Origin of the sequence: Vibrio sp. 10N.222.52.C3 (assembly GCF_041474195.1) — a bacterium.
Taxonomy (GTDB): domain Bacteria; phylum Pseudomonadota; class Gammaproteobacteria; order Enterobacterales; family Vibrionaceae; genus Vibrio; species Vibrio crassostreae_C.
Map to the genome: position 1 here is coordinate 33,208 of NZ_JBFRTQ010000076.1, position 17,188 is coordinate 50,395.

At 44.6% G+C, this 17,188-nt stretch carries 13 protein-coding genes and 2 pseudogenes; 10 read left to right on the plus strand and 5 right to left on the minus strand.

Annotation, left to right across the window (positions count from 1 at the left end; genetic code table 11):
- The first annotated feature begins 215 nt into the window (after positions 1-215).
- Both AB4517_RS12465 and AB4517_RS12470 read left to right on the plus strand, forming a co-directional pair.
- Complete coding sequence (locus AB4517_RS12465) at positions 216-749, plus strand: YbhB/YbcL family Raf kinase inhibitor-like protein (protein ID WP_017060498.1); 534 nt, start codon at positions 216-218, stop codon at positions 747-749.
- A gap of 56 nt (positions 750-805) precedes the next feature.
- Entirely contained in the window at positions 806-1,603 is a 798-nt protein-coding gene (locus AB4517_RS12470; RefSeq protein ID WP_017060497.1) for a helix-turn-helix transcriptional regulator, read from the plus strand.
- Between the two features lie 30 nt (positions 1,604-1,633).
- Here the strand turns inward: AB4517_RS12470 and AB4517_RS12475 are convergent, their stop codons facing one another.
- Positions 1,634-2,827: a CynX/NimT family MFS transporter gene (locus tag AB4517_RS12475; protein ID WP_372148430.1), complete on the minus strand. Its 1,194-nt coding sequence runs from the start codon at positions 2,825-2,827 to the stop codon at positions 1,634-1,636.
- A gap of 132 nt (positions 2,828-2,959) precedes the next feature.
- On the opposite strand from AB4517_RS12475, the pseudogene AB4517_RS12480 reads away from it, so the two are divergent.
- The 7 genes and pseudogenes from AB4517_RS12480 to AB4517_RS12510 form a co-directional block, all read left to right on the plus strand.
- Positions 2,960-3,589, plus strand: a pseudogene (locus AB4517_RS12480) (D-serine ammonia-lyase); the annotation flags it as partial.
- A gap of 209 nt (positions 3,590-3,798) precedes the next feature.
- Positions 3,799-4,599: a hypothetical protein gene (locus AB4517_RS12485; protein WP_372148431.1), complete on the plus strand. Its 801-nt coding sequence runs from the start codon at positions 3,799-3,801 to the stop codon at positions 4,597-4,599.
- A gap of 226 nt (positions 4,600-4,825) precedes the next feature.
- Complete coding sequence (locus AB4517_RS12490) at positions 4,826-5,287, plus strand: hypothetical protein (RefSeq protein WP_372148432.1); 462 nt, start codon at positions 4,826-4,828, stop codon at positions 5,285-5,287.
- 357 nt (positions 5,288-5,644) lie between these two features.
- A complete protein-coding gene (locus AB4517_RS12495) occupies positions 5,645-6,508 on the plus strand; it encodes a delta-class carbonic anhydrase (RefSeq protein ID WP_372117219.1) in 864 nt (287 codons plus the stop codon).
- A 234-nt stretch (positions 6,509-6,742) separates the two neighbouring features.
- Positions 6,743-7,369, plus strand: a complete 627-nt coding sequence (locus AB4517_RS12500; RefSeq protein WP_017064660.1) for a LysE family translocator — start codon at positions 6,743-6,745, stop codon at positions 7,367-7,369.
- Between the two features lie 226 nt (positions 7,370-7,595).
- Positions 7,596-8,450 (plus strand): annotated as a pseudogene (locus AB4517_RS12505) (DUF1214 domain-containing protein); the annotation flags it as partial.
- A gap of 414 nt (positions 8,451-8,864) precedes the next feature.
- Positions 8,865-9,425, plus strand: coding sequence for a type II secretion system protein (locus AB4517_RS12510; protein ID WP_102320435.1), 561 nt, complete (start codon positions 8,865-8,867; stop codon positions 9,423-9,425).
- A gap of 113 nt (positions 9,426-9,538) precedes the next feature.
- Here the strand turns inward: AB4517_RS12510 and AB4517_RS12515 are convergent, their stop codons facing one another.
- On the minus strand, positions 9,539-10,921 hold the full coding sequence (locus AB4517_RS12515) for an MATE family efflux transporter (RefSeq protein ID WP_372148433.1): 1,383 nt from the start codon (positions 10,919-10,921) through the stop codon (positions 9,539-9,541).
- 460 nt (positions 10,922-11,381) lie between these two features.
- Here AB4517_RS12515 and AB4517_RS12520 point away from each other — a divergent pair, with 460 nt between their 5' ends.
- A complete protein-coding gene (locus tag AB4517_RS12520) occupies positions 11,382-12,215 on the plus strand; it encodes an alpha/beta fold hydrolase (protein WP_017071757.1) in 834 nt (277 codons plus the stop codon).
- Positions 12,216-12,360: 145 nt separating this feature from the next.
- Here AB4517_RS12520 and gcvP read toward each other — a convergent pair whose 3' ends face one another.
- From gcvP to AB4517_RS12535, 3 genes are all read right to left on the minus strand, one after another.
- A complete protein-coding gene (gene gcvP / locus AB4517_RS12525; RefSeq protein ID WP_372148434.1) occupies positions 12,361-15,240 on the minus strand; it encodes an aminomethyl-transferring glycine dehydrogenase in 2,880 nt (959 codons plus the stop codon).
- Between the two features lie 89 nt (positions 15,241-15,329).
- Entirely contained in the window at positions 15,330-15,710 is a 381-nt protein-coding gene (gene gcvH, locus AB4517_RS12530; protein ID WP_004730871.1) for a glycine cleavage system protein GcvH, read from the minus strand.
- A gap of 51 nt (positions 15,711-15,761) precedes the next feature.
- Positions 15,762-17,054, minus strand: a complete 1,293-nt coding sequence (locus AB4517_RS12535) for a serine hydroxymethyltransferase (RefSeq protein WP_008216961.1) — start codon at positions 17,052-17,054, stop codon at positions 15,762-15,764.
- Positions 17,055-17,188 lie beyond the last annotated feature (134 nt).

Genomic DNA, 17,188 nt, shown 5'->3' on the forward strand with positions numbered 1-17,188 from the left:
CGAGTCTAAAGAGTTTTGGGCGCGATTTGTAACCTGAATGTCAACAAGTGTTCTTTTAACAACAAATTGTCGAGTGGGTCATGCTTTTAAATAATAAAGTACAAATACAGTAAGTATCATTTATTTGAAATAAAATAGATAATTGTGTACTTACTGTCATTATTGGGCGAAATGAGGGGACTATACTGGGCTCATACCTAATAAGAGGAACCATCATGAAACTCATCATCAAATCAGTATTGGCAATCAGTATTTTGGCTACAGGCTCTGCTCATGCGTTCGAATTAACCAGCAACGATATTCAAGAAGGTCACCCAATGGCAAAGACTTTTGAATACTCTAGTTGGGGTTGTGACGGCGATAATCAATCACCACAATTGATGTGGAAAGATGCACCAGCAGGTACCAAAAGCTTTGCTATCACAGCTTATGATCCAGATGCACCGACTGAAAGTGGCTTCTGGCATTGGGTTGCGTTTGATATCCCTGCAACTGTGAACGAGCTACCTCGCGGTGTCGACATCTCTAAAGTCGGTGGCAAAGAAGGTCGCATTGATTACGGTACAGTTGGCTACGGTGGCGTTTGTCCTCCAGAAAAAGATGGTATGCACCGTTACCAGTTCACGGTTTGGGCATTACCAACGGACAAACTTAACCTCGACGAAAATACGCCGTCGGCTGTGGTTGGATTCACGTTGAACAGCATGGCTTTAGACAAAGCTAAACTGACCGCAACTTATACACGTTAATAGCTTATGTACGTTAAAGCTTATACACGTACATAATAAGTAAACAAGGGGATGAGATGAATCATCAATATCAAGTGACGATCTTTCGTGCAGAGCAGTTACAAAAACTGCGTAATGTGAGGATTCTATCCCCTAGTATCATTCAGATTATTACAGGCAGTAAGCGCCTGTTTTGGAAAGATTCAGCGGCAGAGCTCTCACATTCTGAGCTGTTGTTGTGTGAGGCATCAGCTTCACTAAGTTTTGAGAACATGCCCCACAAAGGGCGCTTCTTGTCGCGAGTGTTCAGCTTTCAATTCCAACCTTCTCAGGCGATGCTTGATTTAAGTGAGGAACGGTCGAATGATCTGGGACTGCCTACAGTAAAAGCGGATCGAAACTTACAAGACTCACTCAATGCCCTGTTCTCTTTTGATACACAGAGCATGAGCAAAGAGACTCAACAGTTTTGGTTGCAGGGCTTGTACCAGCAATTAGCTGAAAAAGGGGTGTTGCATCTATTGTTTGTCAGTGCCAACGTCTCGTTTAGCCAAAAGCTCAGCCATTACCTTTCACATTCACCAGATGAGAAACATCCATTAGAGTCGGTGGCGGAGCGATTTGCGATGAGCCGAGGGACATTGATTCGGAAGCTCAAACTGGAAGGCATGCAATATCGTGAGGTACTGGCTGAAGTTCGCTTGAGTCACGCGCTTTATCTGATGCAAAACGGACAGCAGAATGTGGCGATGTTGGCTCAGTCTTGCGGTTACCAATCGGAAGGGCGTTTTAGTCAGCGCTTTAAAGGCAAATTTGGTTTGTCGCCAAGTGAATACATCAAAACCGTCGTCAGCCATAGAGTCGCGAGCAAATAAAGTCGCGACGCCATAATCATTCTGTTTGGCCTAAACGCTTACTTTCTTATCTCGTGCTGCCAATGCCGCGAAAATCGTGCACGCAAAGGCAACAGATGCGATCAACAGAATCGGCACACTCCAAGAATCTGTCTGAGCATGAAGCTTACCCACCAGCGTTGGACCAGTGGCTGCCAACGCATAACCGATTCCCTGAGCCATACCCGACAATGATGCGGCTTGGCTGCTATTCGATGTACGCAAGCCAACAAAAGAGAGCGCGATAATAAACGTCGAGCAGTTGGCTAATCCAAACAGTCCCACCCAAAAAATCGCAAACTCAGGCAAATACAATAGGCCAATCAATCCAACAAATACACTCGATGCACACAGAGTGATGAGCCATTGTTGATTGTCACTTTTGGCTAAGAACGGCAGTAACAGCAGCCCCGGAACCATAGTCGAAAACTGCAAAAATCCATAAATGTAGCCTGCATCTATTTCGCTGTAGCCAAGGTCGCTCAAGATCTGTGGCAACCAGCCAGCCAAAGAGTAGAAGGTAAATGAGTTAAGCCCAAGCGCTAACGTTACTTGCCACGCAACGCCGCTTTTAATCATCTTCTTCATCGGCAGAGGTCTGTCTTGTTGCTTGTTATCGTTAGCAGAAGATGAACGTTTTCTGATTTTAGGTAACCAGATCAGTAAAGCTAATATTGGAAATACCAAGTTCATTAACAGCGCTAATTGCCAACCCGTGATCGTAAATAAGGTTAGATTTGAAAACGGCACCATCAAACTTGAGCCTAACGTCGACCCGATGCCCATCGTAAAGATGTACAGAGAAGTCACAGTAGCGATGCGTGTCGGGAAGCTAACTTTCACTACTACAGGCAACAACACATTACCAATCGCGATACCAAGCCCGATCATCACCGTGCCGATATACAAGGTTGGGGTTAACCCAGCAGAGCGCAGTGTAATACCCGTAGTGATCAGAACTAAGCCTAATAACAGGCTAGGCTCTAGACCAATTCGTTGGGATATCTTGGTGACTAATGGTGAGAATAAGGCAAAAGTTAACAGTGGCAAAGCTGTTAAGAAGCCAGCAGCCGATGACGTAAGGTTGAGGCCTTCCATAACCTGAGAAAGCACAGGAGCCAAGCTCGTAAAAGGCCCACGAAGGTTAAGTGCTAGGAATAGAATCCCTAACATCACGAAAATGCTAATACGAAGAGAGGCGCTCATAGGTTGTTCTACTGTTTGCTTATGAGAAGACAGGCTAGCCTACAGATCATTGAATGATTACACAAATAGCGTTTAAATAGGTTTACTAATGATTGAACCTGCGCAGTACGCGCTTAGCCAGAAAAGTCACCCATGACTGTATTAAATATCGACAAGCTCATCTCGGACTTCCCACTGCTTCAACAATTGATTGCATTGGAAGAAGTGGTTTGGTTTAACCCAAATGTGACGACTCTGGAGCGCGGTTTGCTTTATGTGGGTTTAGGCGAACAAGATATTCACGATGCGAGCATGAGGCTGCAAAGGTTTGCTCCTTATCTAGCCAAGGCGTTTCCTGAAACTCAAGCGACCAATGGCATCATCGAGTCTGAGCTTGTTGACATTCCATCTATGAAATCAGCATTGGGAGCACATTGTCAGCAGCCAATAAAAGGGCGTTTGATGATGAAGAAAGACAGCCATTTGCCGATTTCAGGTTCAATCAAAGCGCGTGGTGGTATTTATGAAGTACTAACACATGCCGAGAAGCTTGCGATTGAAGCGGGGTTACTGTGTGAGAGCGATGACTACAGCAAGCTGCTCGAACCTGAGTTTCGTAACTTCTTCCAACAATACAGCATTGCGGTAGGATCCACGGGTAATCTAGGCATGTCGATCGGTATCATGAGTGCCAAATTGGGTTTTACGGTCTCTGTTCATATGTCGGCAGACGCGAGATCTTGGAAGAAAAGCAAACTTCGTGAGCATGGCGTCAACGTTGTTGCAAATATGAGCTGCTAAAAAGATAAGTCATGATAGAAGAGTGTTGTTTATAGCTTGTACACACTCTTTCTCACCTCTAAATCCCACCTTAATTCAAACAATAACTTGCGCAGATCGTTATCCAAAACACACATTTTATAAATTAAGCTTCTTAGATGTTCTAACTATCAGTTAGGTTGAGTGGCATTCAACTTGATAGGGATTGAGCAATGCAGACGGACAAAGTGATACAGACAAGACACATAAACACACCAGAAAAATTACTCCAGCGTTTAGATGCGATTGGGGAGTCTTTGGAAGCATCGGGTAAGGCTCATGCTTTGCTGGGATTGGGCTCAGTAGGTATTGAAACAGAACGACTTGATCAGTATTCAGATGTCGATTTTTTCGCAATAGTGCAAACAGGGCACAAGCAGTATTTCTTAGACAGTTTGCATTGGCTATCTGATATTCACTCAATCGACTACGCAGTGAGAAATACCGTCGATGGCTATAAAGTTCTGTACGCTGACGGAATCTTTTGTGAGTTTGCAGTGTTTGAACCCCACGAGTTAGCGCACATTCCGTTTGCTGAAGGGCGTATTGTTTGGCAGCAACATGAATTTGATACACAGTGTTGTGTTTCACCAATAAAAGGGGAGACAGACACTAATTCCCAAGATTGGATCATTGGTGAGGCTCTAACCAATCTTTATGTGGGTATGTCTCGTTATAACCGAGGCGAAAAGCTGTCGGGCAGTCGGTTCGTTCAATCTTACGCACTCGATCGTTTGATCGATCTTGTGGATCAAACTGAACAGTCTGAGCCTGAATTTGTCGATGAGTTTATGTCGGATAGAAGACTAGAAGCGCGCTTTCCTAAGTTTGCTCAATTGCTACCAACCTTTACCCAAGGTTACGAGCGCACGGCTGAATCGGCACTTGCCCAACTAGTGTTTCTCAACACCCACTTCACAGTCAACCAAGCCATGTGTGACCGAATCACTGAACTGTGTTCCAGTAAAGATTAAGCTTATAGCGTGTGAATCCCCAAGCCTAACTGACACCACCTTTCAGATGATAAGCGGCGGGCAACCTAATTGAACTCTCGAATTATTATTCTTAAGCACTAAACCCGTACGCTTTTGTTTACTCTTCAAGACCGTGACTGTTCGTGTTTACTCCGCTTATCACTGGATGTCGTCAGCCAAATAAATTACAATCGAACGATGTTTTATTAATTCGTGCTTTATCACTATGATGAGAAACTTACTCATATTCATCGTTAGCCTATTTTTCTTAACAGCTTGTTCTTCAACGAGTAATAATCAGCTAGGCGACAATACATTGAGCAACGAAGACGCAATGTCGAAAAGCTTGGAAGAAGAGAGCAATATCGATGTTGCAATTGATACAAACGCTGAGACCAGCGTTGATTCTTCCCATGATTCAATCGTTAATCATCAACCACTCACTAACCTTGATTCAAATAAAGACACGATAGCTCACGCCAATGCAGAGCCAGAATCAGTGGGACCTTCTCAAGTAGCAGCGACAGAAACAACGGAAAGCGATGCTAAGAGTGGCGGTGAAAAAGGCATCGGAAGCTATTTTATTCGTCATAATAAACCGACTAAGACGGTGATTAAATCACTAGAGGGCGTGACAGATGCATTGAACGTCATGACGTTTGGGATATTTGCCACCGGTAACGGTTAAATCGTTAACTTAGAACCACAACCTAATAGATAGAATGAAACGTGAAGGCGAGCCAGATGGTTCGCCTTTTTTGATCTTCTAAATCTGGCCACCGTTGTTCCTAAGAATCATGCTCACTTATCTGAGCGCTGAGTCAGGCGACGGTTAACGAAAATAGGAAATTATTAGTTCTGGAAGGGAGTCGCCGAATTTACCCTGTTTGACTTGTTATATGCATCAAGGGTTCTAATACTCATCCCAAAGTAAGCAATGAAATCTAATCTTACAAAGACAAGTCTTATATTCACTTACGAGCATAGTAAGATGTTTGCTGTTATGTCGGTTTAGGTTTAGTTATCAATATTCTAGGGAAGAAAAATGAAGAATAAGAGTGTGTTTTTAAGTGCCGCATTGGTGATGTTGTCAGCTCATGCAAATGCATCAGACGCGAACCATGAGTCTGTATCAGATGGTGTTATCGCAGAACAAAGAGCAAAGCTTTCTGAAAATACCCAAGGACAAGGTTTTGGACCGCAAGCTCCACGAGATTTGGGTTCATTAGAAGGTACAAATACTAGGCTGTTCTCGGATGCCCCTGATTCAACAGCGATGAACTTATGTAATATTCACTTCCATAAAAATGCTGAGCATAAAGGTGGAGAGTTTACTCAATACGCTGGTAACGGTGATGGTAAGGGATTCCAGAGTGGCTTTAAATACACAGGCAAGCTGAGTTCTGCTGAGCTGAAACCATTTGAGGGCAAGGTTTGTCCGAGCGAGCATGGTTCTTTGCATTCGGGTGACACCATTGAAGTTCACTATGTTTATTCAACGGCGCAAGTTGAACCGGGTGAAACACTGGGTGCTTGTTTTAACGATGCGATTACCAACCCGCAACTGCGTGTAGAAACCCAAGTTTACGTATTAGTGAATGACGACAAAGCACCCGACTTTGAAGCGCTCGCTAAACATTCAAAAGTGAACGGCTTACACCAAGCACCAAACATCCCACAAGATACGGGCTCAGCGATCCAATACGCAGGCTCTACAACGGGTCCTGGTTATAATGAGCAAGGTTCACCTTTCCAAGTAACATGGAGCGTTAGACCACAAGTCGCGAAAGTAAATATCGCGACAGTAGGTAGCTGGTGTGAAGGCAATGACTTTAACGAAGATCACGCCCACGGTGTGAGAAATTTGGTGGTTAACCCTGAGTTGTTATCACCCATTCGTAACGACTAAACGATTCTGGCGAACAAAATGATTAAGGCGAGCCAATAGGTTCGCCTTTTTTATGCCCTAACGAAAAGTACTTAGGTTTAGGTTTAATTAAGTCTGGTGGGTAAATTACGTGCGACACTTATTCAATACATGAGTTGTGTAAATCGTATTTAGTAAAAAACGTTCTTTACCAGAATCGAAGCTCCATGATACGTTCATGATCAATTATGTTGGGTTATAGAAAAGGACAGTCCAATGTCATTAGAAAGTGCGATTACATTCTTTATTGCCATGTTTGTATTTGGTATTACTCCGGGGCCTGGCGTCTTTGCCATTTTAGCTCGTGCTATGGTTCAAGGATGGCGAAAGTGCGTCACGCTTTCGTTAGGTATGATATGCAGTGATCTTATTTACCTTGCGCTTGCCTGTTTCGGTCTAGCAACGATTGCCGAGAATTGGTCGATTGCGTTTGAGGTGATTCGCTATGTTGGTGCAGCTTATTTGATTTACTTGGGCTACAAGATGTTTAAGAGCCTGCCTGAAGTGCAAGGCTCTGCGGAACTTGCGGCCAAACAGAGTCAGAAATCTGAACTCGCGAGTTTCGCGCAAGGCTTTTTGATTTCAGCATCGAACCCTAAAGTGATTCTGTTTTATATTTCGTTCTTGCCGACTTTTATTGATCTGACTGTTCTGCGCTCACAAGATATCGTATTAGTTTCTGCTTTAGCATCTGTTGCTCTGATGTCAGGCTTAATACTTATCGCTGTGGGCGCGGGCAGAATGGCAGGTTTGTTAAAAACGCCACGCGCACATAAAAGGTTAAACCAAAGTGCTGGTGGAATAATGATTGCTGCTGGCTCATATTTGGCGATCAATCGATAAATACGAATCTTTAAACAAAAAGGCGAACCGATGGGTTCGCCTTTTTAGTTGGATATAAATGCCATCGTTTAAACAGAGACTTGTTTGTTAGTCACAATGGTGCAATTATTTAACGAGTGATATTACTCGAATGCATGTCTTATGATGACTATCGAACAACAGCTTTCTCGGCTGGATCTAAACTTATTAGTGTCGTTAAGTGTTTTAATCAAAGAGAGGAACGTAACGCGAGCTAACGCCAACAGATGAACAGGATGTGGTTCGAATGAACCGAGACACCTACTACTCAATGGCAGTAATTAATGTATCAAAGGGGGCGACCGTCACGTTACCTGAGATCCCTGAAGGCAAGTACATGTCGATGGAAGTGATTACTGAAGATCACCGCATTCAGCCAATGCAATACGGTTCAGGTACGTTTGATCTTTCTACTCATAGCGGTGATCACGTTTACGTCATTGTTCGTACCGACGCGACATTCTCGAAAAATGAAGTTCATGAAATCCAAGATAAAATGAGCATTGATGCAAAAGCGGATGGCGAGTTTACTGCTATGCAAGTGGATGAGAAATCTTTTGAAGAGGTAGAGACGAGCCTTAAGATGGAAATGCCAACAATACTTAAGCGAGATGGCGCTCAAGCGACATTTGGTATGTTTACCAGCCCTGAAGATGCTTCAAAAGAGATGTTTACCGAAGAGAAGTACGCAGTGGGTGCGGCTATCGGTTGGGGTGGCGCGCAGTTAGATGACAATATTTACGAAGTCTCAGGTAACTTCCTAGCAGACACTTGTCATCAGGCGACCTTTGATGACCCTAAAAACCAAGCGTTTTGGTCGGTAACGGTCTACAACAAGCAAGGTTTCATGTTTGGTGAAGTGGCGAACGTTAGCTCAAACACGGCTGAGAAAAATGCAGACGGCACTTACACAGTAAGCTTTGGTTGTGGTGATGATGCAGTAAACAACATCAAAACAGAGAACGATTCTGGTGTGTTTAACTTAGCTTTCCGCCATTACATTCCAAGCCAAAAAGTACGCGATGGATTCCGAGTGCTTCCTTACGTGAAAGCAGTGAACTAATGTTGCGATAGTCGTACAACGATTGATAGATACGCGCTATTACCCGTGGTAGTAGCGCGTTTTTTATGGGTTCTATTTCATTTCTTGCTTTCTTAAGTAGAGAGACACAAAGTGCGAGTCAAAAAATGGTCTAACTTTGGTTATACGCAGCGTGCCTCAGTTCAAATAAATCAATTAAACCTTCTTCCATCGATACTTTCAGTTTCCCCACGTATTTGTTCGAATTTAAACCCGCTGACACCTTATGTGACAACGCTTCCAGTTATCTTTGATGCCTCTAAAGGGAACAAATACCACATACCAGCGTTATAAAAACCGATAGCCGTGGAGTGTTATGAGTCCTATTTGAGGTGTATAGTTATAGGTAATTCATTGGGTTATCGAATATTTAAGTTATCAAAAGATGCGGATGTCATGAAGAAAAACGGATTTACTTTAATGGAATTAATCATCGTGATCGTGATACTCGGAGTACTAGCGGTAACGGCTGCTCCAAGATTCCTTGGTATTCAGGAATCAGCGAGAGAAGCGGTACTTGAAGGTGTTGCGGGTGCGATGGAAGGGGTGATCACACAAGTAACCTCTAAGGCCATTATTGCTGGGCTTAACCCTAGTGCAGAAAACCCAGATGACCAAAGTAACTATGTGATCGATTTCGGTATCGGCCGAGTTGAGGTCGACTGGGGAACGCTATGTCCTGAAAGTGAGGGGGATGAAGGTGACGAACTTGATATGATTGATTTTCTGACGCTATCTGAAGATGACAATTTAACATCGGCTGTTGGAAATCGACACACTGTCGTTGGGTACACTCATTCATTTAGTGAAGCTGACCTTGACAGCAATAACATAACTGATGATGCCTTACCTTCGGGTTGTTATGTTATCTATGATTCTTTTGGTCGAACGAATGGGAGCGAATGTCCTGAGGGCGGCTGTGAATGTACCGTTCGTGTAGTGAACGACGAATGTTAACCAGAGCAGCTAAACGATTCTATTTAGATTAAAGCTTATTCGAATTCAATAAAAAAGCGCGTTATTACCAAATGGCAATAACGCGCTTTTTTGTATTAGCTTATAGGTCTATCTTAGTTTGCCAATGGAGCACTTGCTGGTGGCAAGTTACGCTTCTTAATTACGTATCGCAAGCGAAGCAACATCAATGCAGCTGATACGCTTAATCCCGTTAGAATACCAATCCAAAAGCCTTCTTCACCCATTGCTGGAACAATGTGGTCTGTTAAGCCCAACACCATGCCAAGTGGTAGTGCCAAGCCCCAGTATGAAGCGATAGCTAAGATCATCGGGATCTTAGTATCTTTATAGCCACGAAGTGCGCCGTTAGCAGACGTTTGCAATGCATCGCTGAACTGGTACATCGCAGTAAAGGTCAATAACACTGCTGCCGTTGCGCTGATTACTGGGTCTGTCGTGTAAAGCCTAATGATTAATTCAGGGAACAGTAGGAACATTGCTACCGACAGCAACGAGATTAACGCTGCAACTAAGATACCGACTTTACTACGCTCAATCGCGCCAAGTTCATCTTTTTCACCCAAAGCGTGCCCAACACGAATCGTAATACCAAAAGAGATACTCATCGGAATCACGTAAGTCAGGCTCGAAATGTTGAGTGCAATTTGTGCGGCTGCTACGTTCTCAGCGCCAATACGACCAATCATCAGTGCGATTACCGCAAAGATGCTGCCACACACTGCAATGTTCATCCCGATAGGTAAACCTAATCTTAGAAGGTGAAGCATCTCTTTTGCTTTTGGCTTCGCATCTGAAAAGTTGATGATGGTCTTGTAATGGTGATGACCTTTAATGTAGGAATACAGCATTCCTGACATTAACCAATAAACCAAGCTTGTCGCCCAACCACAACCCACAGCGCCCATTTCAGGGAACCCAAATTTACCGTAGATAAGCACGTAGTTGACCGGAATGTTAATCAGCAAACCAATTACCGAAATGATCATCGGCACTTTGGTGTTGTTCATACCTTCACAGAAGCCGTTCAAGGTGTAGAACAGGGCAATACCCGGCACACCGAAGGCGAGGGCAAACGCATAGTCACTGCCGATAGGGATGATTTCAGCGGCAACCCCAATCCATTCCAAGATCGGTTTGGCACTTACGAGGTAAGCGATGAGTAGTACGCTAGCAATTAATGCAAGCCATACCATTTGGAAGAACTCGACAGAGATACTCTGAAAGTCGCGAGCGCCACGGTGGTAAGCGACTACAGGCGTTAACGCCATAATCACACCACGTAGTAGCAGCAATACAGGGATCCAAAGGCTAGTGCCGAGAGCAATAGCGGCGAGATCGGCAGGGCTTACTTGGCCAGCCATTGTCGTATCGACAAATCCCATCGCTTGGGTAGCTATTTGAGTCAAAATGATTGGAACCGAAAGGTGCATAAGCGCACCCGATTCACGAGTAAAAGGACGAAGTTTCGTTAGCATGGAAGTTCACAACACCAATATAAATACACGAATGATGGCAGGATGGCCGGTGTGCATTTTAGGATGTGCCCCGTTGGGCGGGCGACAATATAAACACCTTACCGTATAGGGTCAAGCATTGGATTTATTGAGTTCAAGTTGCTCTGATATATACCGCCACGTCTTAGCTTCAAATCTAGTGCTGGATAACTCTCCTATTGCCACAATGCCAGCAGAAACACAAATAACCCAATTCCAAGCGTGACTTTTAAAAGTAAGCCAAGAGGGGCTCCACCTTTTGGCGCTTTATTGCAACATCCCATAATCGTTTCCTAGTTATATTGAGCTCGTGAGTTGACCTTAAACCTTCCCCTTACAGTAAGGTCAATAAGTTTATAAAACTTAACCAAATTAACCTTTCTTATCGTGTTGGATTCGTTAAGATAAATCCAAAGTCTGCGATTAGAAGTGTGAGGATAATGTGTTGATAGAAAAGTGGTTAGAGATCGATGGTGATCAGCTTTATTGCTTGTCGACTGATATCAAAGAGTCTCAGGAAACACTGGTGTTGATTCATGGGTTGGGTGAGTCGCATTTATGTTTTGCCGATGTGTTTGACTGGCTCCCGAATTACAACTTAGTCATGTTCGACCTGTGTGGTTATGGCTATTCTCCTGCTTCGAATATATCCCACTCAACAGAAACTCAAGCAAATCGAATATTGAAAGCACTCGACTTATTGAGCATCCATGGTTGCTTTCTACTTGGGCACTCTTGGGGAGGCGATACATCGACGTTGATTTGTGAATACGACACGAGAGGCATCGTGCGTGGTTTCATTAATGCTGAAGGCGGACTGCACGAAGAAAGCATCATCCTATCCCAGATTATTGCAGATACATATTCTGAACTAAGCACTGACGAGTTTGCGAACTGGGTGAAAGGAGAAGGTTTCTCAAAACGTTTTCCCATGGCTTGGGGACACGGAGCAGGTGTTAAGTATCTTTCGTCAGTTAGAAGATGTGAGCCAGAGGTTCTTGGTCAAACCGCCAGTGAAATCTACGGACAACATGCGACTCAAGATATCCGTGGCGTGGTTGGCTGGGGACAAATTTTCGAAAACTTATCCATACCTAAAGTATATTTTTGGGGTGCTGACAGCCTAGAGGGTTGTGAGCGTGCGAAAGAGTTTATTAGTACGTTAGACAACGTTTCATTTGAGGGCGCAAACCACTGGGTGCAAAACGATCCGGCCAAGTTCTATGCGGAAGTAGATAAGTTTATTACTGGCGTTACAAATAGAACCAAAACTTAGATATTCAACAACGATAATAGAAAGTCTATATGTGGATTGTTGGTTAGCTGGCGCGATCTTTACCTCTCAGCTTGAAATGATTGATTCTCCAAAAACAAAAAAGCGAACCAAGTGGTTCGCTTTTGTTTATCTAAAATCTACAAAATTAGTCTTCGTAGTTGTCGATGCTTGGGCAAGAACAAATTAGGTTACGGTCGCCGTATACGTTGTCTACACGGTTAACTGTTGGCCAGTACTTCGAGTTCTTGGTTGCTTTCGATGGGAAGCAAGCCAGTTCACGAGAGTAAGGGCGATCCCATTCTGCGCCTGAAAGGTCAACTTGTGTATGCGGTGCGTTCACTAGAGGGTTGTTGTCTAGTGGCCATTCACCCGCTTTCACTGCTGCCATTTCGTGACGGATTGCGATCATCGCTTCACAGAAACGGTCTAGCTCTTCTAAATCTTCAGACTCAGTTGGCTCAACCATTAGTGTGCCAGCTACAGGGAAAGACATAGTCGGCGCATGGAAACCGAAGTCCATTAGACGCTTAGCAATATCTTCTTCGCTGATGCCTGTGTCTTCTTTAAGTGGACGAATATCGATAATACATTCGTGCGCTACGCGGCCGTTAGTGCCACGGTAAAGAACAGGGTAGTGAGGACGTAGTTTTTCCATCACGTAGTTCGCGTTCAGAATCGCTACTTTCGTTGCGTCTGTTAGGCCAGGTTCGCCCATCATAGCGATGTAAGCCCAAGAGATAGGTAGGATTGAAGCACTACCTAGATCTGCAGCTGAAACCGCGTAGTCTGAACCTTGTACACCGTTTTCGATGTGACCTGGTAGGAAAGGTGCTAGGTGCGATTTAACACCGATTGGACCCATACCCGGACCGCCGCCACCGTGTGGGATACAGAATGTTTTGTGTAGGTTCAAGTGGGATACGTCTGAACCAATGAAGCCAGGCGAAGTTAAACCTACTTGAGCGTTCATGTTCGCGCCGTCTAGGTAAACCTGACCGCCCGCTGCGTGTACTTGTTCACACACTTCTTTCACTTGCTCTTCGTATACGCCGTGCGTAGAAGGGTAAGTGATCATGATGCTTGATAGGTTGTCTTTGTGCTTCTCGATTTTCGCTGCTAGGTCTGTCATGTCGATGTTGCCATCTTCATCACACTTAACAACCACTACCTTCATTGAAACCATTGATGCTGTTGCAGGGTTAGTACCGTGCGCCGAGCTTGGAATCAGACAAACGTTACGGTGACCTTCACCGCGGCTTGCGTGGTAGCGTTGAATCGCGATTAGACCTGCGTATTCGCCAGATGCTCCAGAGTTAGGCTGTAGTGAGAAATCGTCGTAACCGGTGATTTCACATAGCTTCTCTTTAAGATCTTTTGCTAGTGCTGTGTAACCCGCCGCTTGCTCTAGAGGTGCGAATGGGTGAATTGAACCAAACTCAGGCCATGTTACTGGAATCATCTCAGCAGCAGCGTTCAGCTTCATCGTACAGCTGCCCAGTGGGATCATGCCGTGCGTTAGTGAGAAGTCTTTGTTCTCAAGCTGTTTTAGGTAACGCATCATTTGCGTTTCGCTGTGGTGCGTGTTGAATACTGGGTGAGTTAGGAACTTTGATTCACGACGGCAGTTTTCTGGAATTGCTGCAAACTCGTTTGATGCAATGTCAGAAGATAGTGCTTGAACGTCTTCTTTCACGTCGAAGATAGCGAATAGGGCATTCACGTCGTCGATCGTTGTTGTTTCATCTAAGCTGATACCGATCTTACCTTTAAGAAGGCGAAGGTTGATGTCTGCTGCTTGCGCTTTCGCGTACAGTGCATCTGTTTTCTCTTCAGAGTTGATCGTGATGGTATCAAAGAAGCTGTTGTTCGTTAGCTCGTAACCCGCTTTAGTCAGGCCAGCCGCTAGGATAGCAGTCATATGGTGTGTACGACGAGCAATAGTACGTAGGCCTTCTGCACCGTGGTAAACCGCGTAGAAAGACGCCATGTTTGCTAGAAGTGCTTGAGCTGTACAGATGTTCGATGTCGCTTTCTCGCGGCGGATGTGTTGCTCACGAGTTTGCATTGCCATACGTAGCGCTTGGTTACCGTGAGTATCGATAGATACACCGATTACACGACCTGGCATTGTACGCTTATGCTTTTCACGAGTACCCATGAATGCAGCGTGTGGACCGCCGTAACCCATAGGAACACCGAAACGTTGCGCTGAACCGATAACAACGTCTGCGCCCATTTCGCCAGCAGGTTTAAGTAGAGCAGAGGCAAGTAGGTCAGTTGCAACTGTTACTAATGTTTTGTTAGCTTGAGCTTTTGCAATGATGTCTGTTAGGTCGCGAACTTCACCTGTTGTGCCAGGGTATTGAACTAACGCACCAAATACGTCTTGCTCTGGAAGTGTTTCAAGAGCGCCAACCATTACTTCAAAACCGATGTACTCAGCACGAGTTTTAACAACTTCTAGTGTTTGAGGGTGAACATCGTCAGCAACGAAGAATACTTTGCTCTTGCTTTTACCAGCACGCTTACACAGTGTCATTGCTTCGCCAGCCGCTGTCGCTTCATCAAGAAGAGACGCGTTCGCGATTTCCATGCCTGTTAAGTCCATTACCATTTGTTGGTAATTCAGTAGAGCTTCAAGACGACCTTGAGAAATCTCTGGTTGGTATGGTGTGTAAGCTGTGTACCAGCCTGGGTTCTCTAAAACGTTACGTAGAATAACGTTTGGAGTGAATGTGTTGTAGTAGCCTTGGCCAATGAAAGTACGTTTCACTTGGTTTAGGTTAGCGATCTCTTTAAGAGAGGTCAGCATGTCCATTTCGCTCATTGGCGCAGCAAGTGTCATTGGTTTTTCAAGACGGATTTGTGCAGGAACCGTTTCGTCGATCAGTGCGTCTAGGCTAGTCGCGTTGATCGCTTCAAGCATTTTTTGCTGGTCTGCTTTATTTGGGCCGTTATGACGAGCAACAAACTCGTTTTGCGTACCCAAGTCTTTTAGTAATTGGCTTTGAAGTAATTCAGTCATGATATGTTCTACTTTCTCTCTGGAGCCGTGAGCTAGCCCCTAAAATTAAGCTGCTCAAAAGAGCAGCTTTATCGTAATGAGGTTACCTATTAGTCTTCTTCGATAGAGCTTAGGTATTCTTCCGCATCTTTAAGGTTGTTTAGTTCAGACGCATCAGACATCTTCACTTTAACAATCCAGCCACCTTCATAAGATTCTTCGTTAATTAACTCTGGGCTATCTTCTAATTCTTCGTTGATTTCTACGATTTCGCCAGAGATTGGTGCGTAGATATCAGAAGCTGCTTTCACTGACTCAACGAGAGAGAAGCTTTCGCCAGCTTCAATTTCGTCTCCAGTGTCAGGCAGGTCAACAAACACAACGTCACCTAGCATTTCTTGAGCGTGCTCAGAAATACCGATAGTTACAGTACCGTCACCGTTGTCTTTTACCCACTCGTGGCTGTCTGCAAACTTAAGTGTATTGTCCATTGCTTATTCTCCAAAAATTTATGAGGTTTTAATTTAAATCTTAAAAACGGATTAACGGTAAAGAGGGAAGCGTTTGCAAAGCTCTTTAACTTGCTTGCGAACACGTTGCTCAACTTCAGCGTTGCCTTCAGGGCTTTCAACTAAGCCATCAAGAACATCACCGATCCATTCACCGATAAGTTTGAATTCTTCAGTGCCAAAACCACGACTGGTTCCAGCTGGCGTACCTAAACGAATACCCGAAGTAATCATAGGCTTCTCTGAGTCGAATGGTATGCCATTTTTGTTACATGTGATCCCAGCACGCTCTAATGCTTCTTCAGTTACGTTACCTTTCAAGCCCTTAGGACGAAGGTCAACCAGCATTAGGTGCGTGTCAGTTCCGCCAGTCACAATGTCACAACCGCGAGTTTGCAACACTTCAGCAAGAACTTTTGCGTTATCGATCACTGAATTAATATAAGTATTAAATTCTGGGCCAAGTGCTTCGCCAAATGCGACAGCTTTAGCCGCAATTACGTGCATTAGTGGGCCGCCTTGTAGGCCTGGGAATACTGCAGAGTTGATCTTTTTATTGATGTCTTCGTGGTTCGTCAGAATCATACCGCCGCGTGGGCCACGAAGTGTTTTGTGCGTTGTTGTTGTAACAACGTGTGCGTGTGGTAGTGGGCTAGGGTGAGCACCTGTCGCGATAAGACCCGCGATGTGTGCCATATCTACCATAAGGATAGCGCCAACTTCGTCAGCGATTTCGCGGAATTTAGCGAAGTCGATAACGCGTGGGATAGCACTACCACCTGCAATAATCATTTTAGGTTGGCATTCGATAGCGAGAGCGCGTACCGCTTCGTAATCGATTTCAAGAGTGTCGCGGTCTACGCCGTATTGAACTGCGTTGAACCATTTGCCTGAAAGCGCAGGGCGTGCACCGTGCGTAAGGTGACCACCAGCGTCAAGAGACATACCTAGGATAGTGTCGCCAGGTTGAAGTAGGGCAAGTTTAACTGCGCCGTTCGCTTGAGCACCTGAGTGAGGTTGTACGTTCGCGTATTCACACTTGAATAGCTGTTTAGCACGTTCAATCGCAATAGCTTCTACTGTATCTACGTGCTCACAACCACCGTAGTAACGACGACCTGGGTAGCCTTCTGCGTATTTGTTGGTAAGGCAAGTGCCTTGAGCTTGCATTACTGCTTTAGAAACGATGTTCTCAGAAGCAATAAGTTCGATTTGTTCGTTTTGACGAGTGTTCTCTGCTTGGATTCCAGCAAATACTGCGTCGTCAGTCGCAGATAGGTTCGTAGAGAAAAAACTGTCTAAGCTATGGTTTTGATAAGCGTTCATTGTCGAGACCTTTCATTAAGCTAATGGTGATTGTTTTTATAGTCCATTAGGTCTTACGTTGATTTCTGCATCGGTATCGTTTGCGTTATATAGGTGTATAAATAGTGCGTTGCTTCTTATTTATACGACCATAG